A 22,908-nucleotide genomic window follows, 5' to 3' on the forward strand; every position below is an offset into this window, starting at 1 on the left:
CGGTGCGAATATTCACATGCGGACAGGCCTCGCGGTCCGCCCACTTCTCGGGGCGACGCGGGCGCGCCATGATGGAGCCCATGGCGACCGATCCGCTCACCGCCGCCGCAGATGAGCTCTATGCACTGGTGCCCGAGGAGTTCACCGCGGCACGCAACGCCCGCGCGAAGGAGGCCAAGGCCGACGATCGCGAGCTCGGCGCCCGCGTCGGCGAACTGAAGAGGCCGTCGCCCGCCGCCTGGATCGTGAACCGGCTCGTGCGAGAACACCCCGACACGATCGATGAGCTGTCCCGCCTCGGCGTCGAGCTCCGCGAGGCGCAGGCGGCCGGCGACGGCACGTCGCTCACGACCATCGGCTCAGGGCGTCGCAAACTCATCTCCGCAGCCCTCGAACAGGCGAACGAGATCGCGGATGCCGCGGGCCGCCCGCCCTCGCGCGCCGTGCTCGACGAGGTCGAGCAGACCCTCATCGCCGCGACGGTCGACGAGAGCGCCGGCGAGGCATTCCGCACCGGTCGGCTCGTGCGGAGCCTGCAGGCGGTGGGCTTCGAAGACGTCGACCTCGACGGGGCCGTCGCCGGCGAGGCATCCGCAGCCCGGCCGACGAAGCGCACGACCGCACGACCGGCACGCTCGACCTCGCGCGAGCGGCAGACCGGCGCCGACGAGCACGTTGCCGACGCGCGCGCTTCGGCCGAGCGCGACACGGCCGCCCGCGCCGAGCGCGAACGGGCCGAGGCCGACGTGCGTGAGGCGCGCGACCGCGCCGATGAAGCGAAGCGCGCACTCGCCGAGGCGGGGGACCTGCTGCACGCCGCGGAGTGGAACGCCGACGAGCTGCGCGACGAACGGCATGACCTCGAGACGCGGCTGAAGGAGCTTCGCACCGAGATCGCCGACGCCGAACGTGACGAGCGCGACGCCGAGCGGGTGCGCGCGAAGGCGGCGACCGCGGCCGCCCGCGCGCGAGACGACGTCGAGGCGGCCGAGACGGCGCTGGACCGCCTCGACTAGTCCGTTCGCCGCGGGCGCCGCGGCACGTAGCGCGGCACGTACCGCCACAGGATCCCGGCGCCGACGAAGCCGAGCACGCCCATCATCGCGCTCGCCACCATGATCGAGGCCGCGCTGGTCACCGCCGCGATGGCGAGCGGTGCCGCTGCCTGACCGGCATCGGAGATCGTGCGGAACGCGCCGAGAAACGGCGCGGGATTCGGCCTCGGAGCAAGGTCGGCGCCGAGCGTCAGGATGACCCCGCTCGAGAGCCCGTTCGCCACGCCGAAGAGCACCGCCACGGCGGCGAACCACGCGTCGGCGCCCGGCACGTCATGCGTGAACGCGAGTACGAGATGGCCGGTGCCGAGCCCTACGAGCCCCGGGATCGCGCTCCAGAGCCGCCCGAACCGGTCCATCACCTGGCCGCTGACGTAGAACAGCGCGAAGTCGATCGCCGCCGAGACGCCGATCACGAGTGCCGCGGTCTCGGGCGGCATCCCGATCGACACCGCCCACAGCGGCAGGATCACCGTGCGGCTCGCCCGGATCGCCGAGAGCAGGCCCACCCCGCTCCCGATGCGGGCGAGCACCGCTCCGTGCGTGACGATCGCCCGGAACACGCCGTGCGACGCGGCATCCGCTTCGGCCTCGCCCGCCGTGCGCACGTCATCGGTGACGGATGCCGCGCGCGCGAGCCGCGCGGCGCCGAAGACCCGCTCGGGGTCGGGCAGAACGAGCAGCCCCACGACGACCGCGAAGCATGACGCGACGAGCACCCAGAAGACCGCCTCGGATGAACCCGTCCACGCGATGAGTGCCGCCGCGACGAACGGCCCGACCGCCCAGCCGCCTCGGAACACGCCCGCGAGCGTCGACAACGCGCGAGCGCGCACGCGACCGGGCACATAGCTCGCGAGGAACGCGTGGCGCGCGAGCCCGAACACGGCGGTCGCGGTGCCCAGCAGGAAGACGCCGACGCCGAGCGCGGCCACCGTCGGCGACACGAGTGCGATGAGGATGCCGATCACGGCGAGCATCGACGCGCCGATCATGGCGTTGTGCTCGCCGATGCGCGAGACAAGCCATCCGGCGGGCAGGTCGCCGGCGAGCTGGCCGACCATGAGCAGTGCCGCAACGAGGCCGGCGAGCGCGAGCGACGCACCGCGATCGGTCGCGACGACCGGGATGACCGGGATGATCGCGCCCTCGCCGAACGAGAACAGGAACGTCGGCAGGTACGCCGGGAGGATGATCGAACGCCACGAGAACGGCGGCGTCGAATCGGTCATCGCTTCGACGCTACACCGCCCGCCTGCGCGACTAGGCTGGGAGGGCCATGTTGGATCTTGACCTCTCGCAGGAGATCGCCGCGCTGCGCTCCACCTTCCGCGACATCCGTGCCGTCGTCGATGTCGGCGCCCTCGAGGCCGAGATCGCTCGCCTCGCCGAGCAGGCCGGCGCCCCCGACCTGTGGGACGACACCGAGCACGCCCAGAAGGTGACGAGCGCCCTCAGCCACCGGCAGTCCGAACTCGCCAGGGTGAAGAGTATCGACGCGCGACTCGACGACCTCGAGGTGCTCGTCGAACTCGCGCAGGAGGCGGGCGACGAGGAGACCGCGGTCGAAGCGCGCGACGAGCTCATTGCACTGCAGAAGACGATCGGCGACCTCGAGGTGCAGACCCTGCTCGACGGCGAGTGGGACCCTCGCCCCGCCGTCGTCACCATCCGCGCCGGCGCCGGCGGCGTCGACGCCGCCGACTTCGCCGAGATGCTCATGCGCATGTACCTGCGCTGGGCCGAGAAGCACGGCTATTCCTCGACCGTCATGGACACGAGCTACGCCGAGGTGGCGGGCATCAAGTCGGCGACGTTCGAGGTCGACGCGCCCTACGCGTTCGGCACGCTGTCGGTCGAAGCGGGCACGCACCGACTCGTGCGCATGAGCCCGTTCGGCGCGGCCGGCAAGCGCCAGACGAGCTTCGCCGCAGTCGAGGTCATCCCGCTCATGGAGGAGGCGCAGGAGGTCGAGATCCCCGAGAACGACATCCGCGTCGATGTCTTCCGGTCGTCCGGCCCGGGCGGCCAGTCGGTGAACACCACCGACTCGGCGGTGCGCATCACCCACCTGCCCACCGGCACGGTGGTGTCGATGCAGAACGAGAAGTCGCAGATCCAGAACCGCGCCGCGGCGATGCGCGTGCTGCAGTCGCGACTCCTGCTCATCCAGAAGGAGCAGGAGGCGGCGCAGAAGAAGGAGCTCGCGGGCAACATCACCGCGAGCTGGGGCGACCAGATGCGCTCCTACGTGCTGGCGCCGTACCAGATGGTGAAAGACCTCCGCACCGACTTCGAGGTGAACAACCCCACGTCCGTGTTCGACGGCGACCTCGACGGCTTCATCGCCGCCGGCATCAAGTGGCGCAAGCAGAATCACGACGACTGACAACCACCGCATGGCCGAGCGACTGGCCGATGTGCTCGCGGGGTTGTCGAGGTTCGCCGATCTCGGCTTCGGGCTCGCGGCCGACACGTCGCTTCGCTCCAGCGTGCTCTCCGCGCGCTTGGCCCGGTCCGTGGGCGGATCGGAGAGTGAAGCGGGCGCTGCGTTCTGGACCGCGCTGCTCCAACACGTCGGATGCGTCGGCTACGCGCACGAGTCGGCGCGGCTGTTCGGCGACGAACTGGCGGTCAATGTCGCGATCGGGCGAACCGACCCCACCTCATCACGCGACGGTCTGGGAACGTTCCTGCCAACCCTGACCCGTGGGCGTCCGCGGGCGGAACAGGTGCGGCTCGCCGTCACCGCGCTCGCCCGCGGCTCCGCGTGGGGTGAAGCATTCGGCACCGCGGCCTGCGAAGTCGGTCGGGACGCGGCCCGCAGGCTGGGGCTCTCCGGCGAGGTCCAGACCTGCCTCTTGCACGCCTACGACACGTGGCGTGGCGAGGCCGCTGCGGGCGTGAGAGTCGGCGACGCGATCCCGTTCGGTGCACGGGTCGCCCGCGTCACCGGAGTCGCCGCCCTCTTCGATGCGCTCGGCCCCGGGCTCGCGGTCGCGGTCGTCCGCGACCGCGCCGGGACGATGCTCGACCCGACGTTGGCCGCCGCCTTCGTCGCGGACGGCGCCGAGTGGCTGTCCGAACTCGCGGCGGGCGACCCTCGAGAAGCCGCCCTCGCCGAGGAGCCCCGCCCGGTCGCCCTCGTGTCGGATATCCGCCAGGCCGCCGAGGTGTTCGGCGATCTCGCCGATCTGAAGAGTCCGCACTTCACGGGGCACTCCCGGCGGGTGACCGCGCTCGCCGAGGAGGCGGCCCGGACCGTTCATCTGCCTGACGCGGATGTGTCCGACGTCGCCGTGGCGGGGCTCCTGCACGACGTCGGACGCGTCGCGGTCTCCAATCGCATCTGGGACAAGCCGAGTAGGCTGACCTTGGACGAATGGGAGCAGGTGCGGCTGCATCCGTACCACACCGAGCGCATCCTGACCGGGACGCCGACCCTCGCCCGGCTGGCGCCGCTCGCCGGACGCCATCACGAGCGACTGGACGGCAGCGGCTACTTCCGCGGTGACCAGGCGGCCGAGTTGTCACTGCCCGCTCGCATCCTCGCCGCCGCGGACTGCTACGCCACGATCTCCGAACCGCGTCCGCACCGTCCCGCTCTGGCGCCCGATCGGGCTGGGGAGCGACTGCTCGCCGATGCGCGCAACGGCCGCCTCGACGAGGACGCCGTCCACGCCGTCCTCACCGCGTCGGGCCAGCCGGGGCACACCGCCCGACGCCGACCGGGCACGCTTTCGGACCGCGAAGTCGAGGTGCTCCGGCTGCTCGCGCACGGCTCCAGCAACTCCGAGATCGCCGAGCAGCTCGTCATCTCCCGGAGGACGGCCGAGCACCACGTGCAGCACGTCTACGCGAAGATCGGGGTTTCGAGCCGGGCCGCAGCCACCCTGTACGCGGTCGAGCACCACGTGCTGGATGGGTAGGTCTGCCGATGCCAGGGCGGGCGCAGGCGCGGCATCCTCGAGTCGACGAAGGAGGATCCCATGACCATCGCAACCGCCCAGACCATCCCCATCCGCCCGACTCTCGTCGCGTCGCCTGACGGCACGCAGATCGCCGTCTTCGTCTCCGGCGCCGGACGACCGCTGGTCCTCGTGCCCGGAACCACGTCCGACCACACGACCTGGCGCCTCGTTGTGCCGCTGCTCGAACCCAACGTCGAGGTGAACGCCGTCGACCGCCGTGGACGCGGTGCCAGCGGGGACGGCCCCGCCTACGCGCTCGAGCGCGAGGTCGAGGACCTCGCCGCGGTCGTCGACGCGACCGCCGCACGGTGGGGTGGACCCGTGGACCTCCTCGGCCACTCGTACGGCGGCAACGTCGCGTTCGGCGCGGCCTTGCGGACGTCGAACCTCCGGCGGCTGGTCCTCTACGAGGGCTGGCCAGTACCCGACGTCGCCGACCGCACCATGGCGCCCGACATCCTGGCGCATTTGGACGACCTGCTCGCCCACGGGCGCCGGGCCGAAGCGCTCGAGGCGTTCTTCCGGGAGATGGTGCAGGTGACCGAAGAGGAGATCGCGAACATCAAGGCATCACCGGCCTGGTCGGCTCGCGTGGCGGCGGCACCCACCGTCCCGCGCGAGCTCCGCGCGTTCGGGGAGCAGGCGTTCGACCCCGCGTCGGCGGCACGAATCGACGTGCCGGTGCTCCTGCTGGTTGGCAGCGAGTCGCCTGACGAGATCCTGGCCGACCCCGAGGTGGTGGCTGCGGCCTTCCCAGACGCCCGCATCGGGGTGCTCAACGGACAGGCGCACATGGCACAGCTCACGGCGCCCGAGGCGCTGGCAGCGGCGGTGCTGGACTTCCTGTCCGACTGACGTTCACCGGTGCTCGTACCTGCCGTTCGTGCCCCCTCTACGACGCCATCGCGTACTTCGTCTCCGACCGCGCGCCCGCCGCCGCGACGAACGCCCGGATGAGCGCGATGCCCTCGGGATCGAGCCGCTCCTCGGGGTGCCATTGCACACCGAGGCAGAAGGCGCCATCGGTGGCCTCGATCGCCTCGATCACGCCGTCGGGCGCGCTCGCCGAGGCCGTGAGCCCGTCGCCGAGCCGGTCGACACCCTGGTGATGATGCGATGAGATCTCGAACTCGGCCTCGTGCGTGATGCTGCGCAGCAGGGTGTCGGGCGCGATCGACACGGGATGCGACGTGTGCTCGCCGTAGATGTCCCGGTGCGGGGTGAGGTCGATGCGGTCGCCGAGGTGCTGCTCGAGTGTGCCGCCCAGAGCGACGTTGAGCACCTGCATGCCCCGGCAGGCGCCGAGCACCGGGACGTCGCGCTTGCGGGCGAGCCGGGTGAGGGCGATCTCGAGCTCGTCGCGCACCCGCAGCGGCTGGTCATTCGAGGGATGCGCGACGCTGCCGTAGAGCTCGGCGTCGAGGTCGCGGCCGCCGGGGAGGAACAGGCCGTCGATGAGGTCGATCAGGCGCTCGGGATCGTCGACGTGTACGTCGAGGCTCGGGATGAGCAGCGGCGCACCGCCCGCCTCTTGGATCGCCGAAACGTACGTGTGCGAGATCGCATCGGTGGGGATGTCGACCCAGGCTCCGTAGCTCGCGGACTTTCGATCGGCGACGATGCCGATGAGGGGAACGGCCATGATCACTCCCGGGGGCTGCGCTCAGTCCCGGTATCCAACTTAGGCACTTCCTGCGCGTCCCGCACGGGCAGGCGAGGACGCCAGGCGTCGGGTGCGGGCGGCGACCCGGGAAATCCGGTGTCGCTGCCCCCATTCGCCTCGATACTGCCTAGGCTCGAATACGATGATCCGCTTCGACTCCGTCACCAAGACCTACCCCGGCCAGGCGAAGCCGGCCCTGAACGACATCGGGGTGGAAATCCTCCGCGGCGAGTTCGTCTTCCTCGTCGGCGCCTCCGGCTCGGGCAAGTCGAGCTTCCTCCGGCTGGTCCTCAAGGAGGACAAGCCCAGCACGGGCAAGATCCACGTGCTCGGGCAGGACCTCGGCCGTATCTCGAGCCGCAAGGTGCCCTATTTCAGGCGTGATCTGGGCGTCGTATTCCAGGACTTCCGGCTGCTGCCGAACAAGAACGTCTACGAGAACGTCGCGTTCACCCTGCGGGTCATCGGTAAGTCGCGCGGGTTCATCCAGTCGGCGGTGCCCGAGACGCTGAAGCTCGTCGGCCTCGACGGCAAGGGCAAGCGGATGCCGCACGAGCTCTCGGGCGGCGAGCAGCAACGTGTCGCGATCGCCCGCGCGATCGTGAACAAGCCGCAGATCCTCCTCGCCGACGAGCCCACCGGCAACCTCGACCCGGTCACGAGCGCCGGCATCATGACCCTCCTCGAGCGCATCAACGCGGGCGGCACCACGGTGGTCATGGCGACCCACGAGGCCGGCATCGTCGACCAGATGAAGCGTCGCGTGATCGAGCTCTCCGCGGGCGACGTCGTGCGCGACGAGCGCGCAGCGGGCTACGGTGCCGAGCGGGCCGAAACCGAGACCGAGACTGACGCCGTCGCCGACACGGGTGCTGAGGAGGCGACTGGTGCGGCCACGGAAGTCGACGCCGAGGCTGAGACCGTGACAGCGGCACCGAAGGTCGGCAAGGAGGTCATGGACGCGAAGCAGCCGCTCTACGTCGAGCCCGAGGAACGAGACGAGGTGACGGATGCCGCGGCGGCGATCACCGCGGCGGCGACCGCGTCCGTGCCCGTCGCCGCCCTGACGGGCGACGGTGCGGCGTCGACCGCCGAGGAGGGCGGCGGCAACGTCGCCGTGAAACCCACGGGCGGGGCATCCGAACACCTGACGCTCGCCGAGCGGCTGGGACTGCGCGCGCCGGGCGGGCCGCGCGAGGGCGACGACCAGCAGGAAGTGGGACCGACACGATGAGGTTCGGGCTCGTGCTCTCCGAGGCCGCGAACGGCCTGCGCCGCAACGCCTCGATGGTCGTCTCGGTCGTGCTCGTGACGTTCATCTCGCTGACATTCGTCGGCACCGCCGCGCTGATGCAGCTGCAGATCGCCCAGATGAAGAACTACTGGTACGACAGGGCGCAGGTGGCCGTGTACCTCTGCACCTCGGTGTCGACCGCGGCGGGATGCACCGACGGTGAGGCCACCCAGGAGCAGAAGTCCGCCATCGACGCGCAGCTGCGCTCCGACACGCTCACGCCGTTCATCGACGAGTTCTACTTCGAAGACCACCAGCAGGCGTACGAGAACTTCCAGGAGCAGTTCGAGGGCACCCCCGCGGCCGATTACGTGACCCCCGAGGTGCTCAACGAGACGTTCTGGGTGAACCTGGTCGACCCGTCGCAAGCTGCGGTGATCGTCGAGAGCCTCGCGGGGCTCTCGGGCGTCGAACAGGTCGTCGATCAGCGTCGCTACCTCGACCAGATCTTCGACGTGCTGAATGCCGCGAGCTACACGGCGATCGCGATCGCCGCGATCATGCTGGTCGCCGCGGCCCTGCTCATCGCGACGACCATCAGGCTCTCCGCGTTCTCGCGGCGGCGCGAGCTCGGCATCATGCGTCTCGTCGGAGCATCCAACCGGTTCATCCAGACGCCCTTCGTGCTGGAGGGCGTGTTCGCTGGACTCCTCGGGTCGCTGCTCGCGGGCGGGGCGGTGGTGGCGATCGTGCACTTCTTCGTGCAGGGCTACCTCGCGCAGAGCCTGTCGTTCACGTTCGTCGGCCTCACCGACGCGTTCATCGTCGTGCCCCTCCTGGTCGCCGTCGGCGTGCTGCTCGCGGCGGTGTCGGCGGGCATCGCGATCACACGGTACCTGCGGGTGTAAGCGGGCCGGGTCTGGATACGGCGCTGGCGCGCCTACTCGGCCACCGGGGTCGGCTAGACTGAACGGCTGCCACGGCGACCGCCGCGGCATCCGTCATCGAAGCGAGGAGTGCGCCGTGCCCAGGGAACGCGGTCAGAAGGTCGTGGCGACCAACCGCAAGGCGCGCCACGACTACACGATCGAGGACACCTACGAGGCCGGCATCGTGCTCACCGGCACCGAGGTGAAGTCGCTCCGCAAGGGGCGGGCGTCGCTCGTCGACGGGTACGCGTTCATCGACGGCGGTGAGATGTGGCTCGACGCCGTGCACATCCCCGAGTACACCGAGGGCACGTGGAACAACCACGCGCCGCGGCGCAAGCGCAAGCTCCTGCTGCACAAGCAGGAGATCGTGAAGATCAGCCACAAGACGAAAGAGGGCGGTTACACCCTCGTTCCGCTGCAGATCTACTTCGCCGACGGGCGTGCGAAGGTCGAGATCGCGGTGGCGAAGGGCAAGCGCGAGTACGACAAGCGGCATGCGCTGCGCGAGCGGCAGGACAAGCGCGAGGCCGATCGTGCGATGGCGAGCAGGCGTCACCTCGGGGACTGAGGGAATCCTTCACGTCTCCGCACGGTCAGGCCTCGCCCGGCGCCTCCGCCAGACCAGCAGCCGATCGAGCGGCAGCAGCGCGACCCAGATGAGGGGAGTCCAGGACACGAGGACGAAGGCGAGCGGGATGCTCACCGCGAATCCGGCCACCAGAATCGACCCGCGGATCACCTCCAGTCGGGCATCATCGTCGGCTCGCCGCTCACGGAGCAGATCACGACGTCGGGCGGTGACTTCCATCGCCACCCCCATGGCGTTCACGGCGCCGAGCACCAGGGCGTAGAGCACATACGCGAGCGGCTCGTGGGGATACGCTCCGAGCACCTGGTGGGGGAGGGGAATGAGGGCGATCAGCCCGAGGAAGACGAAGTTGCCGCCCAGCAAGCGGGAGTCGATGCGCTGAACCGCGCCGAAGAGCTGCTGGTGGGCGAGCCAAGCGCTCGCCGCGACGGCGATGCTCAATGCCATGATCGCGATCCTGGGCGCCAGTTCGACGACGGCGGTCGAGAACTCGCTCGACGAAAGACCGGCGGGGATGACGATGCTGACGACCAGCAGCGTCATCGCGACCCCGAAGATCGAGTCGCTCAAGGACAACACCCGAGCGAACTCCTGCGGGTTCCGATCGCGGTCGATCATCAGTGGTGATCCTACGCTGCGGGCAGAGTCGTTTCGGGGGAGCCTCCCAGCCGGCATATCGGAGGTCGCGGGTAGGCTCATCGCGATGGAGACCTCGACTCGCATTCCGGTTCCCGGCACCTATAACTTCCGCGACGTCGGCGGGATGACGGCGCAGAACGGCCGGGTTCGCGACGGTGTGCTCTACCGTTCCGACGGCCTGCATCGTCTCGGCGAGGCGGGTCGGGCCGAGCTGCGGCGGCGGGGCATCGGCATCGTCATCGACCTGCGCGACGAGAACGAGGCGCTGGTCATGCCCGATGACCTCGACGGCCTCGACGTCGAGGTGCTGCACCTTCCGGTGTTCGAGGGGTCGGGGGCGTCGCAGGGCGCGGGCGGCATCTCGCTCGACGCGCTCTACGAGCGCATCGTCACCCAGCACGCGTCGGTCGTGGTGAGCGCTCTCCGCGAGATCGCGAGCGCCGGGAAGCGATCGGTCGTCGTGCACTGCACAGCCGGAAAAGACCGAACCGGCGTGGTCGTCGCCCTGACCCTGATGGCCGTCGGCGTCGATCGCGAAGCTGTCGTCGAGGATTACGTGCGCACCGAGGCCAACCTCGCCGGCGAGTGGCTCGAGGAGATGGTGGGCCTTGTCAGCCGCTACGGCATCCCCGACACTCCCGAGCTGCGCGTGCTCATGGGGGGCAGCCCGCGCGAGGCCATCGAAGGCGTCCTCGACTCGGTCGAGCGCGCCCACGGTTCGACCCGCGAATACCTGCTCGCCTCCGGCCTCGCGCTCCACGACCTCGCAGCCCTCGAACGTCTGCTCATCGACGCCGACGGCTGAGTTGCCGTGGCTCCTCGCCGCAAGCCGGGTCAGGCGGGTTCGGCCGTGAACCTCGCGTCGACGGATGCCTCGATCACGAGCTGCGCCGGCGCGAACTCGGTTGCCGGCATGCCGCCGCCGACGTCGGCCGCCGTGCGCATCATCATCGCCTTCGGTGCGACGGGCATGGGCTGCACGCTCAGCATGCCGTGATCGGCGAGCTCGACGGGCGTCGGTGAGCCGAGGCCGAGTGCCGACGCGTACACCCGCGCCTTCGCGAGCGCGTCGACCACCGCGCCGCGCTGCGCCGCCTCCTGCACACGTCGGCGCGTGGCATCCGTCAACCGCCATTCGATGCCACTGATCGCGAGCTCGGACGACGCGGCCGCATCACCCACCCACTCGCCGAGCTTCGCGAGGTCGGTGAAGATCACCTCGACCTCGGCGCTCGCCTGATGCACGACGGGCAGCTGGCGGCCCTCGTTGTTCCACGGGCGGTACGACCACACCCGGAGCTGCCCCGCCGACCAGGTGTCGAGGGCACCGGATGCCTCGAGCCCGCGTATCTCCCTGAGCAGCCGCTCGTGCGCCGCGGCGGTACGCGACGTGACCTCCTCGCGAGCGGCGCCCTGCGCGCCGACGGACAGCGTGACGACGCCGAGCTCGGGAGCGACGCGCTCCTCTGCGCGGCCGGTGACGGCGATCGTGGTCGGCATGGGCCTCAGCATACGGTGGGGCGCCGACGTTGCGGCGAGGTGCTGCGGAAAGGGGACGCGAACGGAGTGCGGAGAACGGAATGCGGAATGGAATGACACGACCCGCCGACCTGTTGTAGTCTGTAAGGCCGCGCCGCCTTCGGGCGAGTGCGGATCGGAAACTCCACAGCGTGCGACAACGGCCCGCCGAACCGGTCTCGACCGGCGAGGTGCGACATGGGGATGATCGGTTTCGACATCGCCTGCGAACCCACGAGAAGCGGGCCGAGGATGCAGGGTTATCTCGTAAACGATCTCTGCAAAACAATAACTGCCGATAAGAAGCAGTCCGACTTCGCCCTCGCTGCCTAAGCGAGTCCGATAGTCCGTCAGCCCGGGTCTGTTCCCGCCCCGGCCGCTGGCGTCATCTAGGGAACTTGCTGCGCGTCGTCGCCTGAGCGACGCGTGGGACTTTCTTCAGGCTGGGCCTGTCGACTTAGGTGCCTGTGGCAAAGGTCGGGGCCGAGCAGAACGCTTGCACAGGATGCGCCCGGAGAAGGCGTGGAATCACAGCGATGGACGGGGGTTCAATTCCCCCCATCTCCACCATCGGCCGTTGTCGCACGTTGCGGAAGACGAAGGCCGCCCCGATCGGGGCGGCCTTCGTCGTGTCGGCGCGTCGGGGCTCACGGGCCGGCGTCACCGCCACCGCCTCGGTGCCAGATGGCGAGCTTCCGGATCCACGATCGTCGTCCCGGCTCGGGTGTGGCGTCGTCTTCGGCCGGCGCCTCCGCCTGGGCAGCGGCCTCCCGCTCCTCGCGCCAGATGAGGTACGCGAGGTACGGGTCGTCCTCGGGACCCAGCGGCTGCTGGTCCATCGGTCGGTTCCGTCTGCGTGCCATCGCCGGACTCCACCCCCTCCCGGCCTTGGCAGCAACATAACCCCGAACAGGCGATGGCGCGACCTACTTCACGAAGACCCGCCTACGAAGTCGGAATGGCGCCGTCCGCCAGCGCGGCGAGCACGGGCTCGTGGAGTCGCCCGTTGGTCGCCAGCGCGCTGCCGTGCCACGGGCCGGGCTCGCCCGTGATCGAGGTGAACCGCCCGCCGGCCTCCTCGACGATCGGCACGAGCGCAGCGAGGTCGTAGACCTTCACGTCGAACTCCCCGGTGATGTCGATCACGCCCTCGGCGAGCAGCACGTACGACCACAGGTCGCCGTACGCGCGGTCGCGCCACACCTGCTGCGAGAGCGCGAGCAGGCGGTCGAGGTGGCCCGCCTCCCGCCACTGCGCCAGGCTCTGGAAGCTGAGCGAGGCATCCGCCAGCCGTTCGACGGCCGACACGCGCAGGCGCCTGGCACCCGGGAATCGAGCGGATGCCGCATCCGCCCCCTGCCCGCTCGTGCCGAGCTCTCCGGCCGCGGCGGTCGTCCACGCGCCCATGCCGCGCGCGGCCCACCAGCGCCGGCCCATCGCGGGCGAGGACGCGACGCCCACGACCGGGACGCCGTCGATTGCGAGCGCGATAAGAGTGCCCCACACGGGCACGCCGCGCAGGAAGTTCGCGGTCCCATCGATGGGATCGATGATCCATTGGCGCGTCGCGCCGCCCTCGGTGCCGAACTCCTCGCCCAGGATGCCGTCGCCGGGGCGTGCCTCGGCGAGGCGGTCGCGGATGGTGCGCTCAACCGCCAGATCGGCCTCGGTCACGGGCGTGCGATCGGGCTTCGTCTGCACGTCGAGGTCGACGGCACGGAACCGCGCGAGCGAGGCGGCATCGGCGAGATCGGCGAGTTCGAGGGCGAGGGCGAGGTCTTCGGCGAGATCGGCGGTCACCGATCCAGCCTAGCGACGCGCGCGGGCCGGGCCGGGCGCGCGGGACGCCGTTTGCTTGGTACGGCCTATCATGTCGTGCACAGTTCGACTCCGTGCGCGAGCCCACTCGCCGGCGAAGCTCGTTGTACGACCGTCCTGCCACCCCACGACCTTTCCAAGACACCGTAGACGTGGAGAAAGGTCGTACGGCATGATCCGTTCGCCTGCACACTCGACTTTGTGAAGACCATGCGTCGATTGGCGCGCGGGGTCGTTCTCCTGATAACGTGGTCCCTCGGTTCGGGTTGTCTGAGACATCCGGAATCACGCACCTCTAGCTCAATCGGCAGAGCAACTGACTCTTAATCAGTGGGTTCAGGGTTCAAGTCCCTGGGGGTGCACCGAATAGAAGCCCCGATCCTCTCGCTAGGTTCGGGGTTCTCCATCCCGATGACACCCGATCGGGGCCGTTGACTCGGGCGATGCTCGGGTGTCGGATGTGGACATGGCCAGCCGTCTGCGTATCCTCTCCATCGACGGCGGCGGGATCCGCGGATATCTTCCGGCTCTCGTGCTCGCCGAGATCGAGCGACGATCCGGTCGTCGCGCCATCGATCTCTTCGATCTCGCTGCCGGCACGTCCACGGGCGCGATCATCTCGATCGGGTTGGGCGCGGGGCTGAGTGCTGCAGAGCTCGCGGAGTTCTATCCCAAGTACGGTTCCCGCATCTTCCGCGTGTCCGAGCAATCGGAATGGTCGAAACGCCTCCTCGGAACCGGCGAGACATGGAGTGAACGCCTCCTCGGTCCTCCGAACAGGATCGGTGCCGTGTTCGGCCGCGAGCAGCAGTGGGGCGGCAATGCTCGACATAGCGCAGACGGCCTGGAATCCGTGCTCCAGGAGGTCCTCGGCGACATCCGGCTCTCCGACGCCGAGCTGCCACTACTCGTGACGAGTTACGAGGCGGACGCGAACATCCCGGTGGTATTCAGCTCCATCGACGCAGCGGTGTCGCCGGAGACCTGGGATGCCAAGCTGACGCACGTCGCCCGGGCGACCTCTGCCGCCCCGACGTACCTGCCCCCTGCCGAGTTCAGTTGGGCAGGTGAGCGGCATCGATTCGTCGATGGCGGGGTGTGGGCCAACAACCCGGCCGTGGTCGCGATGACCGAATCGCTCAAGCTGACGTCAGCGCTGAAGCTCACTGGAGACTCCATCTTCCTTGTTTCGCTAGGCACCGGGATGCCGCGAAGCACCCCCGCATTCGTCGCAGAGGCCTCGTGGCTGGGCTCCTTCGTCGACGTCGCGAAGATGGCCACCAGCGTCACCGGAGGCGATGTGCTGGCTGCGCGTGCTCTCGGTGATGCGTATGCGCGCCTGCAGGCGGTCGACGACCGGATCGCCGGTGCGATGGACGACCCCAGTACTTCCCGGCTCACCGCGCTGAGGGACGCGGCGCAGAGCCTGATCAGGGACGAGTCGGCAGAGATCGACCGGATCGTCGCGAACCTCGTCACCTGACCACGCGTCTGCGCAGTGAAGGCGTCAGGACCTGACCGCGCCCGCCGCGTTCCCGAGCGCCGCGAGCACCCGCTGCGCTGAGCCGCCGAGGTTCCACTCCGTCGCCAGTCGCTCGATCTCGGAGAGGCGTGAGGCGTCGAGCGGGCGGATGCGGGCATCGAACTCGCCGAGGTCGAGGTCGCGCACGACCTCGACGACGGTGGGAGCGACGTCGAGGTAGTCGGATGCCGCGGTGATCCTCGCGCGCATCGTGGCCGAGAGCGGCGCGGTCGGGTCGGCCACCGCCGCGACGATGCCGTCGAGGTCGACGAATTGCTGCAGGAGGCTTGCGGCGGTCTTCTCGCCGATGCCCGCGACGCCGGGGAGCCCGTCGGAGGCGTCGCCGCGCATCACCGCGAAATCGGCGTATTGGCCGGGCAGCACGCCGTACTTGGCGACGACCGAGACGTCGGTGAGCACCTCGAGCTTGCTCATTCCGCGCGCGGTGTAGATGACACGCACGCCGCGCGCGTCGTCGACGAGCTGGAACAGATCGCGGTCCCCGGTCACGACGTCGACCGCGACATCCGCCTGGCTGGCGAGGCTGCCGATCACGTCGTCAGCCTCGTGGTCGGCGGCGCCGATGACGGTGATCTCGAGTGCGGCGAGCAGCTCGCGGATCATCGGGATCTGCGCCTCGAGCGGATCGGGGGTCTCCTCGACGTCGGGACCGCCCGGCACGATCTCGGCGACGCGGTGCGCCTTGTAGCTCGGGATGAGCTCGACCCGCCAGTGCGGGCGCCAGTCGTCGTCCCAGCAGGCGACGACGTGCGTGGGCTCGTAGTCGGTGACGAGCCGCGCGATGATGTCGAGGAGGCCGCGCACCGCGTTCACCGGTGTGCCGTCGTCCCGCCTGATCGAGTCGGGCACGCCGTAGAAGGCGCGGAAGTAGAGCGAGGCGGTGTCGAGGAGCATCAATCGGTCGGCCACACGGCGATCCTCCCACGGACCGACGCGATCGGGTCGTCCTGGCGTTCGGGGATCGAGTCGCGTGTCACCCGGTCGCGAACAGGTCGACGCCGACCAGGCGCAGACTCTCGGAAGCGAATCCAGCGAAGCAGTAGACGCCGAGCACAGCACCGAGCATCGTCTCTCGGATGGACCCGGTGTCTCCGAGCAGTGGGAGTGCGACGTAGCCGTTCGGCAGCCACAGTCGGTTCAGCACGGGTACGGGCCGGAGCCGCTCGGGCGGGCGCGGCACCCACGGCCAGAAGAGGCCGGGCAGGCCACCGGTGGTGAGGAAGTCGCCGGCGAGGTGCACGACGAAGCCGAGCGTGACCGCGAGCGGGAACCACGCGACCTGCTCGGGGGCGAAGAGCACGATGAAGACGGCGAGGACGGCGCCGAGCACCCACGCCGCCGTCCAGGTGCGCACGAATTCGCGCGCCTTGAGGCCGAAGCAGGTGAGCGCTGCGGCGCCGAGGCCCCCACCGACGGGGACCGTGCCGAACTCCTCCACTGGGAACGTGACCATGGTGAGCGCCCAGGCGGCGGCCGCGACGATCGCCACGGCGACGCCGGAATGTGCGCCCTGCCGGTGTCCACCCGAGAGCACGCCCACCGTGCCCGTGACGACCCTGCCGAGCACGGGCACCGAGTGGGCGATGGTCGCGCTGTGGTGGTCGGCGTCGGGAAGGAGCGCGGCGCCGGCGCACACCGCGGCGCCGGCGAGCACGCCCACCGGGTCGAGGGGATACGCCCCGAGGGTGATCATCGGCATGGTGCCCGTGATCGCGATCCACGCCGCGGCGCCGCTCGTGGCGTGCGTGATGCCCATCATGCGGTGGTGCGCTCCTCGGCCGGTTCCTCGGTGGGCCGATCGGCCATCGGCCAGTCTGCCCGCGACCTGGGACATCGACGACCAGCCGGCTCGGCTCGGCGCGCCCACGTCCGCTGCTGGATCAGTCGTCGAACCCGCGCGCGGTCAGCGCCTCGCCGAGGTGCTCCGCCGTGCGGAGGGCGCGCACGATCACCGGCACCGCGAGCGCGATGAGCGAACCCTCCACGCCGCGCGCCCTACGCGCCTCGAGCACCTCGCGCACGAGCTCGGCGAGGAGCGGCACGCACCGGATGGTGAGGGCGAGGGCGAGCCCCACGCGGTCGGCGTCGACCCAGCGGCGGAGGGGCCGCAGCAGCGCCTGCATGGCGTCGAGTGTCGCCGTCACGGGCGTCGTGAGGGTGTAGATCGCGGCGAGGGCGACGGCGAGCAGCAGCCGCACGGCCATCACCGCGGCCGTCTCCCACCCGCCGAAGATCACCTGCACGGGCACCGCGAACGCGAGCACCCAGAGGATCGGCGCGACCTGCCGCCATGCGAGCCTGAACGGCACTCGCGCGAGCCCGAAGAGCGCGACGACGAGCACGGATGCCGCGCCGAGCCACGCGAGCGAGACCTGCAGCGCGACCACCGTGACGAGCACGGCGAGCACTCCGAGCTTCAGGAGCGCGGGCGCGCGATGCACGAGCGACGTGCCGGGGTGGAAGACGCCGATCATCCGCGTAGACCCATCATCTGCACCCGCTCACCCGATGAGGGCCCGGTAGGCGCCGAGAGCGTGCCGCGGCTCGTCGTCGGCGATGATCCGGCCCGCCTCCATCACGATGACCCGGTCGAATGACTCGAGCAGTTCGAGTTGGTGGCTGACGACCACGAGCTGCTGGTCGAGCGCGGCGAAGTGCTCGGCGATACGCCGGGCGTTCCGTGCGTCGAGGAGCGTCGTCGGCTCGTCGGCGACGATGATCGCGGGCTCGGCCACGAGCACGGAGGCGATGGCGAGCAGCTGCTTCTGCCCGCCCGAGAGGCGGTGTGCCGGGCGGTCGGCGAGCTCGGTGAGCCCGAGGCGGTCGAGGGCGGCGTCGACGCGAGCCGCGGCATCCGCTGCGCTGAGCTTGTGACGGCGCAGGGTGAACGCGACGTCCTCGCGAACCGTGGGCATGACGATCTGGTTGTCGGCGTTCGTGAACACGAAGCCGACCCGGCGGCGCACCTCGCGGGCGTGCCGGGCGAGGTCGAGACCGTCGACGGTGACGCGTCCGCTCGTCGGGGTGACGAGCCCGTTGATCATTCGTGCGAGGGTGGACTTGCCCGAACCGTTGGCACCGACGATGCCGATGCGGTGCTCGCCGAGGGTGAGCGAGACGTCGTCGACGACGGTCTCGGCGTCGAAGCGGTGGCTCACGCCCTCGAAGACGATCTTGCTCATGTCGCACGCTCCACGATCATCGCGATGCCCTGGCCGCCGCCGATCGAGCAGGCTGCGAGGCCGGGCCGGTCGTCATCGGCGGCGAGCATGCGCGCGGCGAGCCGCACGAGCAGCACGGCACCGGATGCCCCCCACGGATGTCCGAGCGCGATCGCGCCGCCGTCGGCGCAGATGAGGTCTTCGTCGAGGGCGAGCTCGTCGCTGACGGCGAGCACCTGTGCGGCGAACGCCTCGGTGATCTCGATGAAGCCGAGGTCGCGTGCGGCGAGGCCGGCGCGATCGAGGGCCACGCGGGCGGCCGGAGCCGCGCCGATGCCGGGAACGGCCGGATCGCCCGCGGCGACCGCCGAGGCGCGCACGCGCAGGGCGGGCAGGCCGAGCTCGCGGGCGATCGTGGCGGTGGTCACGGCCATCGCGGCGGCGCCGTCGGAGAAGCCGCACGAGTTTCCGGCGGTGACGGTGCCGACTGCGATCGTCTGGGCGCGCCCGGCGTCGGCATGCCGGGCACCGGCGCCGCCGTCGGCGTTCGCGAACGCGGGTGCGAACCGGGCGAGCCGTGCGACGTCCATCGCGGTGCGCGGCCGATCGTCGCGCGCGACACCGTCGATGCCGACGATCTCGCGGTCGAAGATGCCGGCAGACTGCGCCGCCGCCGCGCGGGAGTGGGATCGTGCGGCCCAGGCGTCCTGCCGCTCGCGGGAGATGCCTCTTAGTGCCGCGAGCCGGTCGGCGGCGGGCCCCATGTCCGGGTCGGCGAACCCGTCGGGTGCGAAGGGCGCACGCGTGAAGCGCTCGCCCGTGTCGGGCCAGAGACGGTGCGGCGCGGTCGACGCCGACTCGGCGCCGCCGGCGAGCACCAGGCTCGCGTCACCGGCTCGCACCCGGGAGGCGGCCTGCAGGACGGCGTCGAGTCCCGAGCCGCACTGACGGTCGACCGTGACTCCCGGCACCTGCTCGCCGAGCCCCGCTCGCAGCGCGGCGACCCGTGCGAGGTCGCCGCCGGGGCCCATGCAGTTGCCGAGCACGACATCGTCGACCGGAACCCCGGCGGGGGAGACGGCACGAGCGACCGCGGCGAGCACCGGGGCGGCCAGCGCGTCGACCGGGTGTCCGGCGAATCCCCGTCCGGCCGTGCCGATCGCGCTCCGCCGGGCGGCGACGATCACGGGCGCGCCGGCCAGCGCGCCGGTCACGGGCGGACTCCCTCGGGGGCGGGCACCGCATGCCCCGCGCCGAGCGCGCCCGTCGCGAGCGCGTCGCGCAGCCGGCCGCGCGCGACCTTGCCTGAGGCGGTGCGCGGCACTGGCCGTACGAACCAGCGGCGCGGCAGCTCGGCGGGGTCGAGCTCGCCCCGAGCCGCCGTCACGACGTCGGTGAGGTGCGCACCATCGGCGAGCTCGACGATCGCGACGACCCGCTCGCCGAGCAGCTCGTGCGGTTCGCCGACGACCGCGGCTGCGGCGACGCCGGGCAGCGCCGCGAGCCGTGCCTCGACGTCTTCGGCGAGCACCGTGGCCCCGGCGGTCGTGATCGCCGCGTCGCCCCGTCCGAGCACCCGGATGCCGCCGCCCGCCGCGCGGGTCGCGAGGTCGCCGACCGTGGCGAAGCCGTCGTCGGTGCGCCGCAGCATCCCGCCGCCGATCACGCCGAGCGCGAGATACGGCGACCGGGCCCAGATCTCGTCGCCCGTGGCACCCGGTCGCAGCTCGACCTCGACGCCGGGGAACGGCGCCAACCCGTCGCCGGCCCCGGCGAGCACGAACGAGAGCTCCGCCGCGCCGTAATACTCGGTCAGGCGGATGCCGCGAACGGACGCCTGCGCACGCAGGCGCGGGGACATGGCCGCGCCCGCCACGACCGCCTTCGGCGGCCGGCCGCGATCGTCGATCAGCCGGGAGAGCCGGGTCGGTGTCGCGTGCACGACCGTCGCCCCCTCGAGCCCGTCACCGACGGATGCGCCGAGCCAGAGCGCGTGCAGCGCCGCGTACAGGTGCATCGACACGTGCAGCGGCCCGGTGACGGCGATGCGATCCGTGGCGCTGAGACCCGCCAGCTCGGCGAGCGGAGCGGCCGACGCGAGCCACGAGTCGCTCGTGCGAGCGACGACGCGCGGGGTGTCGGCGGGATCCGAGGAGCCCGACGTCTGCAGGGCGAGCTCCGTGCCGTCGGGCAGCGCGTCCCCGAGTGCCTCCGCCTCCGCCCGGCAGGTGCCGACGAGCACCGGCCGACCGCGGTCGAGGCACGCCAGCACCGTCGTGATGAGCGTGACGGGATCGGCACCGGCGGGGCATCCGACCGGGCCGTCACCCGAGGGGAGCCGGGCTGCATCGACCGCGCGGGCGAGCTCGCCGTAGCGCACGGCGTCGTCGCCGAACGCCAGGGCGATCCCGTTGCTGGGGCCGCGCAGCCACTCGCTCATGCGCCCGCCGGCGCCGCCGCGTTCCGCCGCCACGGCCACGGCCGCGGCGCGATGAGCCCGGGCCAGGCGCGGTGCACGCCCTTCGCGACGAGCACGGTGACGACGACCTTGATCGCGTCGCCCGGCAGGAACACCGCCGAGCCGGCGAGGGCGACGCCGAGGGGAGTTGCGGTGATCGCGGCGAAGACGGGAACCCCCACGAGGTACACGGCGACGATACCGCCGAGGGCGGTCGCGGCGAGCGCGGGGAGCACGCGGTAGCGGGGGAGGAGCCGGGCGGTGAGCCAGCCGATCACGGCGGCGCCGAGGAGCCACCCGAGGAGGTAGCCGACCGACGGGCCGACGAACACACCGAGACCCCCGCGCCCGCCCGAGAGGAGCGGCAGGCCCGCCGCGACGAGGGCGATGAGCAGCAACACCGCGAGGAACCCCTTGCGGGCGCCGAGGATCGCGCCGGCGAGCATCACGCCGAGCGTCTGGAACGTGATCGGAACGGCCGTGCCGCCGAGGTAGAGGGCGCCGGGCAGCCCGAGCGCCGCGATGAGCGCCGCGAACACGGCGATCTGGGCGAGGTCGCCGGCGGTGCCCCGTGCGCGGCGTCGCGGCGTTGCGCTGTCGGCGGCGGCGGCATTGTCGGGGCCGGTTGCAGCAGCGGCGGTGTCGGATGCGTCGTGCGAGGCGTGCTGGGTGGCACTCATCGGTTCTCCCTCTCGTGGCGTGGCGGGCGACGTGCCCGGGAATCACGCTATGAGGGGCGAGTGAGCGGCTTCTCGATGCGGCCGTACAAGAATCGTGGCGCGATTTTGGAACGGTGCGGCCGCATGCGCGGCCGGGACGCGCCCGAGAGCGCGACAGGCGCTCAGGCGGCGCGGGACTCGAGGTCGGTCGACGATCCGATCGTGGGCAGTGCCGCGGCATCCGACCCCGCTTCCGATTCCGAGACGACGACCGGGTCGGCCCAGACGACGAGCGGTGCGGGTTGCCAGCTGAGGGCGAGTGGCTCGTCCTCAGCTGGGACGATGACGGCGACGGCGTCGCGCTCGTCGAGCACGGTGCGGGTGAGGTCGGCGGCGATCTGGTGCGTGAGCATCGCGTGGAAGATCTGGTCGGTGTCTTCGTCGGTGCGGCGCACGAGCGACCACGCGCCGGCGGGGCCGATGAACTCCGAGAGCTTCGCGTTCAGGAGCTCGAAGAGGTGTTCGCCACGCAGGTCGGCAGCGGTCTGACGAGGCGTGGGGGCGGCAGCGTGGGCTGAGGCTTGTGCTGCGAGCCTCGCTCTGCGCCAGCGGCGGAACATCGTGTGCCCCTCTCGTTCGCATCGGTCCGCTCGGTACGGATCGTACGGCGGTTCTGCATCAAGTCTCAGGCCTCGCCTGAAGGATCGCGCGTGACACGCCGCGCACGCCGGCTTGCGTCCGGCGATTGCGCGTTCGGGTTCCCGGCGGTCGGCTACTCCGTGAGTTCCGCCCGCTTCGACTCGTCGGCGACGGTGCCGATCGCGATCGCGAGGCTCGCGGCCCATGACACCCACATCAGCAGGAGGCGCCAGTCGCGCGGGCCCGCGATGGTCGCCCGAACGACCGCGATCGCCCCGAAGATCGAACCGAGCACTGCTCCGCTGAAGAGGTACTTGCGCATGTCTTCACGCTATCGGCTCATCACGCGCCGCTGAGAGTCATCCGTGAATCTGACCGATCGTGCAGGATCTGACCGATCGGTCAACTAGGGTCGGAGACATGCCCACCGATGCCCACACGTCGTCCCGCGTGCGCGCGAGCGAGGAGCTCCGCCAAGCGGCGCTCGAACAGTTCTCGACCGTCGGATTCGCCGCGAGCTCCCTGCAGCAGATCGCCGACCACGCCGGTTACTCGAAGTCGAGCGTGCTCTACCACTTCTCCTCGAAGGAGGCGCTGCTCGAGGCCGCCATCGGCCCGGCGATCGACGCCCTGGAGGAACTCCTCGGCGGCTTCGTCGCGAGCGGGCGGTCGGCAGGCGCCCGAACCGTCTTCATCGAACGGTTCGTCGACTTCCTCCTCGGCAACCGACTGGCCGTGCACACCTTCGTGAATCAGGCCCAGTCGCTCCGCGGCATCCCGGTCATCGAGCGGGCGAACGAGGCGATCCGCGGTCTCGCCGCTTCGATCTGCGATCCGGATGCCCCGCTCGGCGAGCAGATGCGCTTCAGCGTCGCACTGGCCGGCGCGACGTACACGCTCGTCGCGGGCGCCACGTTCCTCGACGATCGACAGGCAGCCGACGATGACGGTGAGATCCGCTCCGCGCTCATCGCGGTGCTGTCCGAGCTCCTCCTTCCGGCCGACGGCCGCCCGACCCGATAGGCCGCG

General features: G+C 70.9%; 25 protein-coding genes, 1 tRNA gene and 1 other RNA gene. 12 read left to right on the plus strand and 15 right to left on the minus strand.

Annotation, left to right across the window (positions count from 1 at the left end; genetic code table 11):
* Nucleotides 1–80 precede the first annotated feature (80 nt).
* Nucleotides 81–1,016, plus strand: a complete 936-nt coding sequence (locus ACFWN7_RS05315; RefSeq protein ID WP_376937685.1) for a hypothetical protein — start codon at nucleotides 81–83, stop codon at nucleotides 1,014–1,016.
* Here ACFWN7_RS05315 and ACFWN7_RS05320 read toward each other — a convergent pair.
* Nucleotides 1,013–2,287, minus strand: a complete 1,275-nt coding sequence (locus ACFWN7_RS05320) for an MFS transporter (protein ID WP_376937686.1) — start codon at nucleotides 2,285–2,287, stop codon at nucleotides 1,013–1,015. The two genes, ACFWN7_RS05315 and ACFWN7_RS05320, sit on opposite strands and share 4 nt — an antisense overlap.
* A gap of 47 nt (nucleotides 2,288–2,334) precedes the next feature.
* Here ACFWN7_RS05320 and prfB point away from each other — a divergent pair, with 47 nt between their 5' ends.
* From prfB to ACFWN7_RS05335, 3 genes are read left to right on the plus strand one after another with little or no spacing between them, the layout of a single operon-like run.
* Nucleotides 2,335–3,444 carry a peptide chain release factor 2 gene (prfB, locus tag ACFWN7_RS05325; RefSeq protein ID WP_376937687.1) on the plus strand — a complete coding sequence of 370 codons (1,110 nt, stop codon included), beginning with the start codon at nucleotides 2,335–2,337 and terminating at the stop codon, nucleotides 3,442–3,444.
* A gap of 10 nt (nucleotides 3,445–3,454) precedes the next feature.
* Complete coding sequence (locus tag ACFWN7_RS05330) at nucleotides 3,455–4,984, plus strand: HD domain-containing phosphohydrolase (RefSeq protein WP_376937688.1); 1,530 nt, start codon at nucleotides 3,455–3,457, stop codon at nucleotides 4,982–4,984.
* 60 nt (nucleotides 4,985–5,044) lie between these two features.
* On the plus strand, nucleotides 5,045–5,881 hold the full coding sequence (locus ACFWN7_RS05335) for an alpha/beta fold hydrolase (RefSeq protein WP_376937689.1): 837 nt from the start codon (nucleotides 5,045–5,047) through the stop codon (nucleotides 5,879–5,881).
* Between the two features lie 37 nt (nucleotides 5,882–5,918).
* On the opposite strand, the gene ACFWN7_RS05340 is transcribed toward ACFWN7_RS05335, so the two are convergent.
* Nucleotides 5,919–6,668 (minus strand): gamma-glutamyl-gamma-aminobutyrate hydrolase family protein, encoded by a 750-nt coding sequence (locus tag ACFWN7_RS05340; RefSeq protein WP_376937690.1) that lies wholly within the window; start codon nucleotides 6,666–6,668, stop codon nucleotides 5,919–5,921.
* Between the two features lie 163 nt (nucleotides 6,669–6,831).
* Between ACFWN7_RS05340 and ftsE the strand changes: the two genes are divergently transcribed.
* The 3 genes from ftsE (at nucleotide 6,832) to smpB (ending at nucleotide 9,423) form a co-directional block, all read left to right on the plus strand.
* Entirely contained in the window at nucleotides 6,832–7,923 is a 1,092-nt protein-coding gene (ftsE, locus tag ACFWN7_RS05345) for a cell division ATP-binding protein FtsE (RefSeq protein WP_376937691.1), read from the plus strand.
* Complete coding sequence (gene ftsX / locus ACFWN7_RS05350; RefSeq protein WP_376937692.1) at nucleotides 7,920–8,831, plus strand: permease-like cell division protein FtsX; 912 nt, start codon at nucleotides 7,920–7,922, stop codon at nucleotides 8,829–8,831. Before ftsE ends, ftsX begins: the two co-directional genes overlap by 4 nt.
* A 115-nt stretch (nucleotides 8,832–8,946) precedes the next feature.
* On the plus strand, nucleotides 8,947–9,423 hold the full coding sequence (smpB, locus tag ACFWN7_RS05355; protein ID WP_376937693.1) for an SsrA-binding protein SmpB: 477 nt from the start codon (nucleotides 8,947–8,949) through the stop codon (nucleotides 9,421–9,423).
* Nucleotides 9,424–9,432: 9 nt separating this feature from the next.
* On the opposite strand, the gene ACFWN7_RS05360 is transcribed toward smpB, so the two are convergent.
* Nucleotides 9,433–10,062: a TMEM175 family protein gene (locus ACFWN7_RS05360; protein ID WP_376937694.1), complete on the minus strand. Its 630-nt coding sequence runs from the start codon at nucleotides 10,060–10,062 to the stop codon at nucleotides 9,433–9,435.
* Between the two features lie 85 nt (nucleotides 10,063–10,147).
* On the opposite strand from ACFWN7_RS05360, the gene ACFWN7_RS05365 reads away from it, so the two are divergent.
* A complete protein-coding gene (locus ACFWN7_RS05365) occupies nucleotides 10,148–10,888 on the plus strand; it encodes a tyrosine-protein phosphatase (protein WP_376937695.1) in 741 nt (246 codons plus the stop codon).
* 29 nt (nucleotides 10,889–10,917) lie between these two features.
* On the opposite strand, the gene ACFWN7_RS05370 is transcribed toward ACFWN7_RS05365, so the two are convergent.
* Nucleotides 10,918–11,583, minus strand: coding sequence for an SIMPL domain-containing protein (locus ACFWN7_RS05370; RefSeq protein ID WP_376937696.1), 666 nt, complete (start codon nucleotides 11,581–11,583; stop codon nucleotides 10,918–10,920).
* A 218-nt stretch (nucleotides 11,584–11,801) separates the two neighbouring features.
* Between ACFWN7_RS05370 and ssrA the strand changes: the two genes are divergently transcribed.
* Nucleotides 11,802–12,171: a transfer-messenger RNA gene (gene ssrA / locus ACFWN7_RS05375) on the plus strand.
* A 77-nt stretch (nucleotides 12,172–12,248) separates the two neighbouring features.
* On the opposite strand, the gene ACFWN7_RS05380 is transcribed toward ssrA, so the two are convergent.
* Nucleotides 12,249–12,440: a hypothetical protein gene (locus ACFWN7_RS05380; protein WP_376937697.1), complete on the minus strand. Its 192-nt coding sequence runs from the start codon at nucleotides 12,438–12,440 to the stop codon at nucleotides 12,249–12,251.
* 106 nt (nucleotides 12,441–12,546) lie between these two features.
* A complete protein-coding gene (locus tag ACFWN7_RS05385) occupies nucleotides 12,547–13,401 on the minus strand; it encodes an inositol monophosphatase family protein (RefSeq protein WP_376937698.1) in 855 nt (284 codons plus the stop codon).
* Between the two features lie 307 nt (nucleotides 13,402–13,708).
* Between ACFWN7_RS05385 and ACFWN7_RS05390 the strand changes: the two genes are divergently transcribed.
* Nucleotides 13,709–13,781, plus strand: a tRNA-Lys gene (locus ACFWN7_RS05390).
* Between the two features lie 104 nt (nucleotides 13,782–13,885).
* Nucleotides 13,886–14,902, plus strand: coding sequence for a patatin-like phospholipase family protein (locus ACFWN7_RS05395; RefSeq protein WP_376937699.1), 1,017 nt, complete (start codon nucleotides 13,886–13,888; stop codon nucleotides 14,900–14,902).
* Between the two features lie 24 nt (nucleotides 14,903–14,926).
* Here ACFWN7_RS05395 and ACFWN7_RS05400 read toward each other — a convergent pair whose 3' ends face one another.
* From ACFWN7_RS05400 to ACFWN7_RS05440, 9 genes are all read right to left on the minus strand, one after another.
* Nucleotides 14,927–15,871 (minus strand): 5'-3' exonuclease H3TH domain-containing protein, encoded by a 945-nt coding sequence (locus ACFWN7_RS05400; protein WP_376937701.1) that lies wholly within the window; start codon nucleotides 15,869–15,871, stop codon nucleotides 14,927–14,929.
* A gap of 64 nt (nucleotides 15,872–15,935) precedes the next feature.
* Nucleotides 15,936–16,721: a metal-dependent hydrolase gene (locus ACFWN7_RS05405; protein ID WP_376937703.1), complete on the minus strand. Its 786-nt coding sequence runs from the start codon at nucleotides 16,719–16,721 to the stop codon at nucleotides 15,936–15,938.
* A gap of 121 nt (nucleotides 16,722–16,842) precedes the next feature.
* Nucleotides 16,843–17,436: an energy-coupling factor transporter transmembrane component T family protein gene (locus ACFWN7_RS05410; protein ID WP_376937704.1), complete on the minus strand. Its 594-nt coding sequence runs from the start codon at nucleotides 17,434–17,436 to the stop codon at nucleotides 16,843–16,845.
* A 27-nt stretch (nucleotides 17,437–17,463) separates the two neighbouring features.
* Entirely contained in the window at nucleotides 17,464–18,144 is a 681-nt protein-coding gene (locus ACFWN7_RS05415; RefSeq protein ID WP_376937705.1) for an energy-coupling factor ABC transporter ATP-binding protein, read from the minus strand.
* A complete protein-coding gene (locus tag ACFWN7_RS05420; RefSeq protein ID WP_376937706.1) occupies nucleotides 18,141–19,337 on the minus strand; it encodes a thiolase family protein in 1,197 nt (398 codons plus the stop codon). Before ACFWN7_RS05420 ends, ACFWN7_RS05415 begins: the two co-directional genes overlap by 4 nt.
* Nucleotides 19,334–20,563 (minus strand): long-chain fatty acid--CoA ligase, encoded by a 1,230-nt coding sequence (locus ACFWN7_RS05425; protein ID WP_376937707.1) that lies wholly within the window; start codon nucleotides 20,561–20,563, stop codon nucleotides 19,334–19,336. Before ACFWN7_RS05425 ends, ACFWN7_RS05420 begins: the two co-directional genes overlap by 4 nt.
* Nucleotides 20,560–21,261, minus strand: coding sequence for a biotin transporter BioY (locus tag ACFWN7_RS05430; protein WP_376937708.1), 702 nt, complete (start codon nucleotides 21,259–21,261; stop codon nucleotides 20,560–20,562). Before ACFWN7_RS05430 ends, ACFWN7_RS05425 begins: the two co-directional genes overlap by 4 nt.
* 161 nt (nucleotides 21,262–21,422) lie before the next feature.
* The gene (locus tag ACFWN7_RS05435) at nucleotides 21,423–21,860 is read right to left on the minus strand and encodes a hypothetical protein (protein WP_376937709.1); all 438 of its coding nucleotides are present in this window, start codon (nucleotides 21,858–21,860) and stop codon (nucleotides 21,423–21,425) included.
* A gap of 152 nt (nucleotides 21,861–22,012) precedes the next feature.
* Nucleotides 22,013–22,201, minus strand: a complete 189-nt coding sequence (locus ACFWN7_RS05440; RefSeq protein ID WP_376937711.1) for a hypothetical protein — start codon at nucleotides 22,199–22,201, stop codon at nucleotides 22,013–22,015.
* Between the two features lie 98 nt (nucleotides 22,202–22,299).
* Here ACFWN7_RS05440 and ACFWN7_RS05445 point away from each other — a divergent pair, with 98 nt between their 5' ends.
* Nucleotides 22,300–22,902, plus strand: coding sequence for a TetR/AcrR family transcriptional regulator (locus tag ACFWN7_RS05445; protein WP_376937712.1), 603 nt, complete (start codon nucleotides 22,300–22,302; stop codon nucleotides 22,900–22,902).
* Nucleotides 22,903–22,908 lie beyond the last annotated feature (6 nt).

The organism is Agromyces sp. NPDC058484, from assembly GCF_042720415.1.
GTDB lineage: Bacteria > Actinomycetota > Actinomycetes > Actinomycetales > Microbacteriaceae > Agromyces.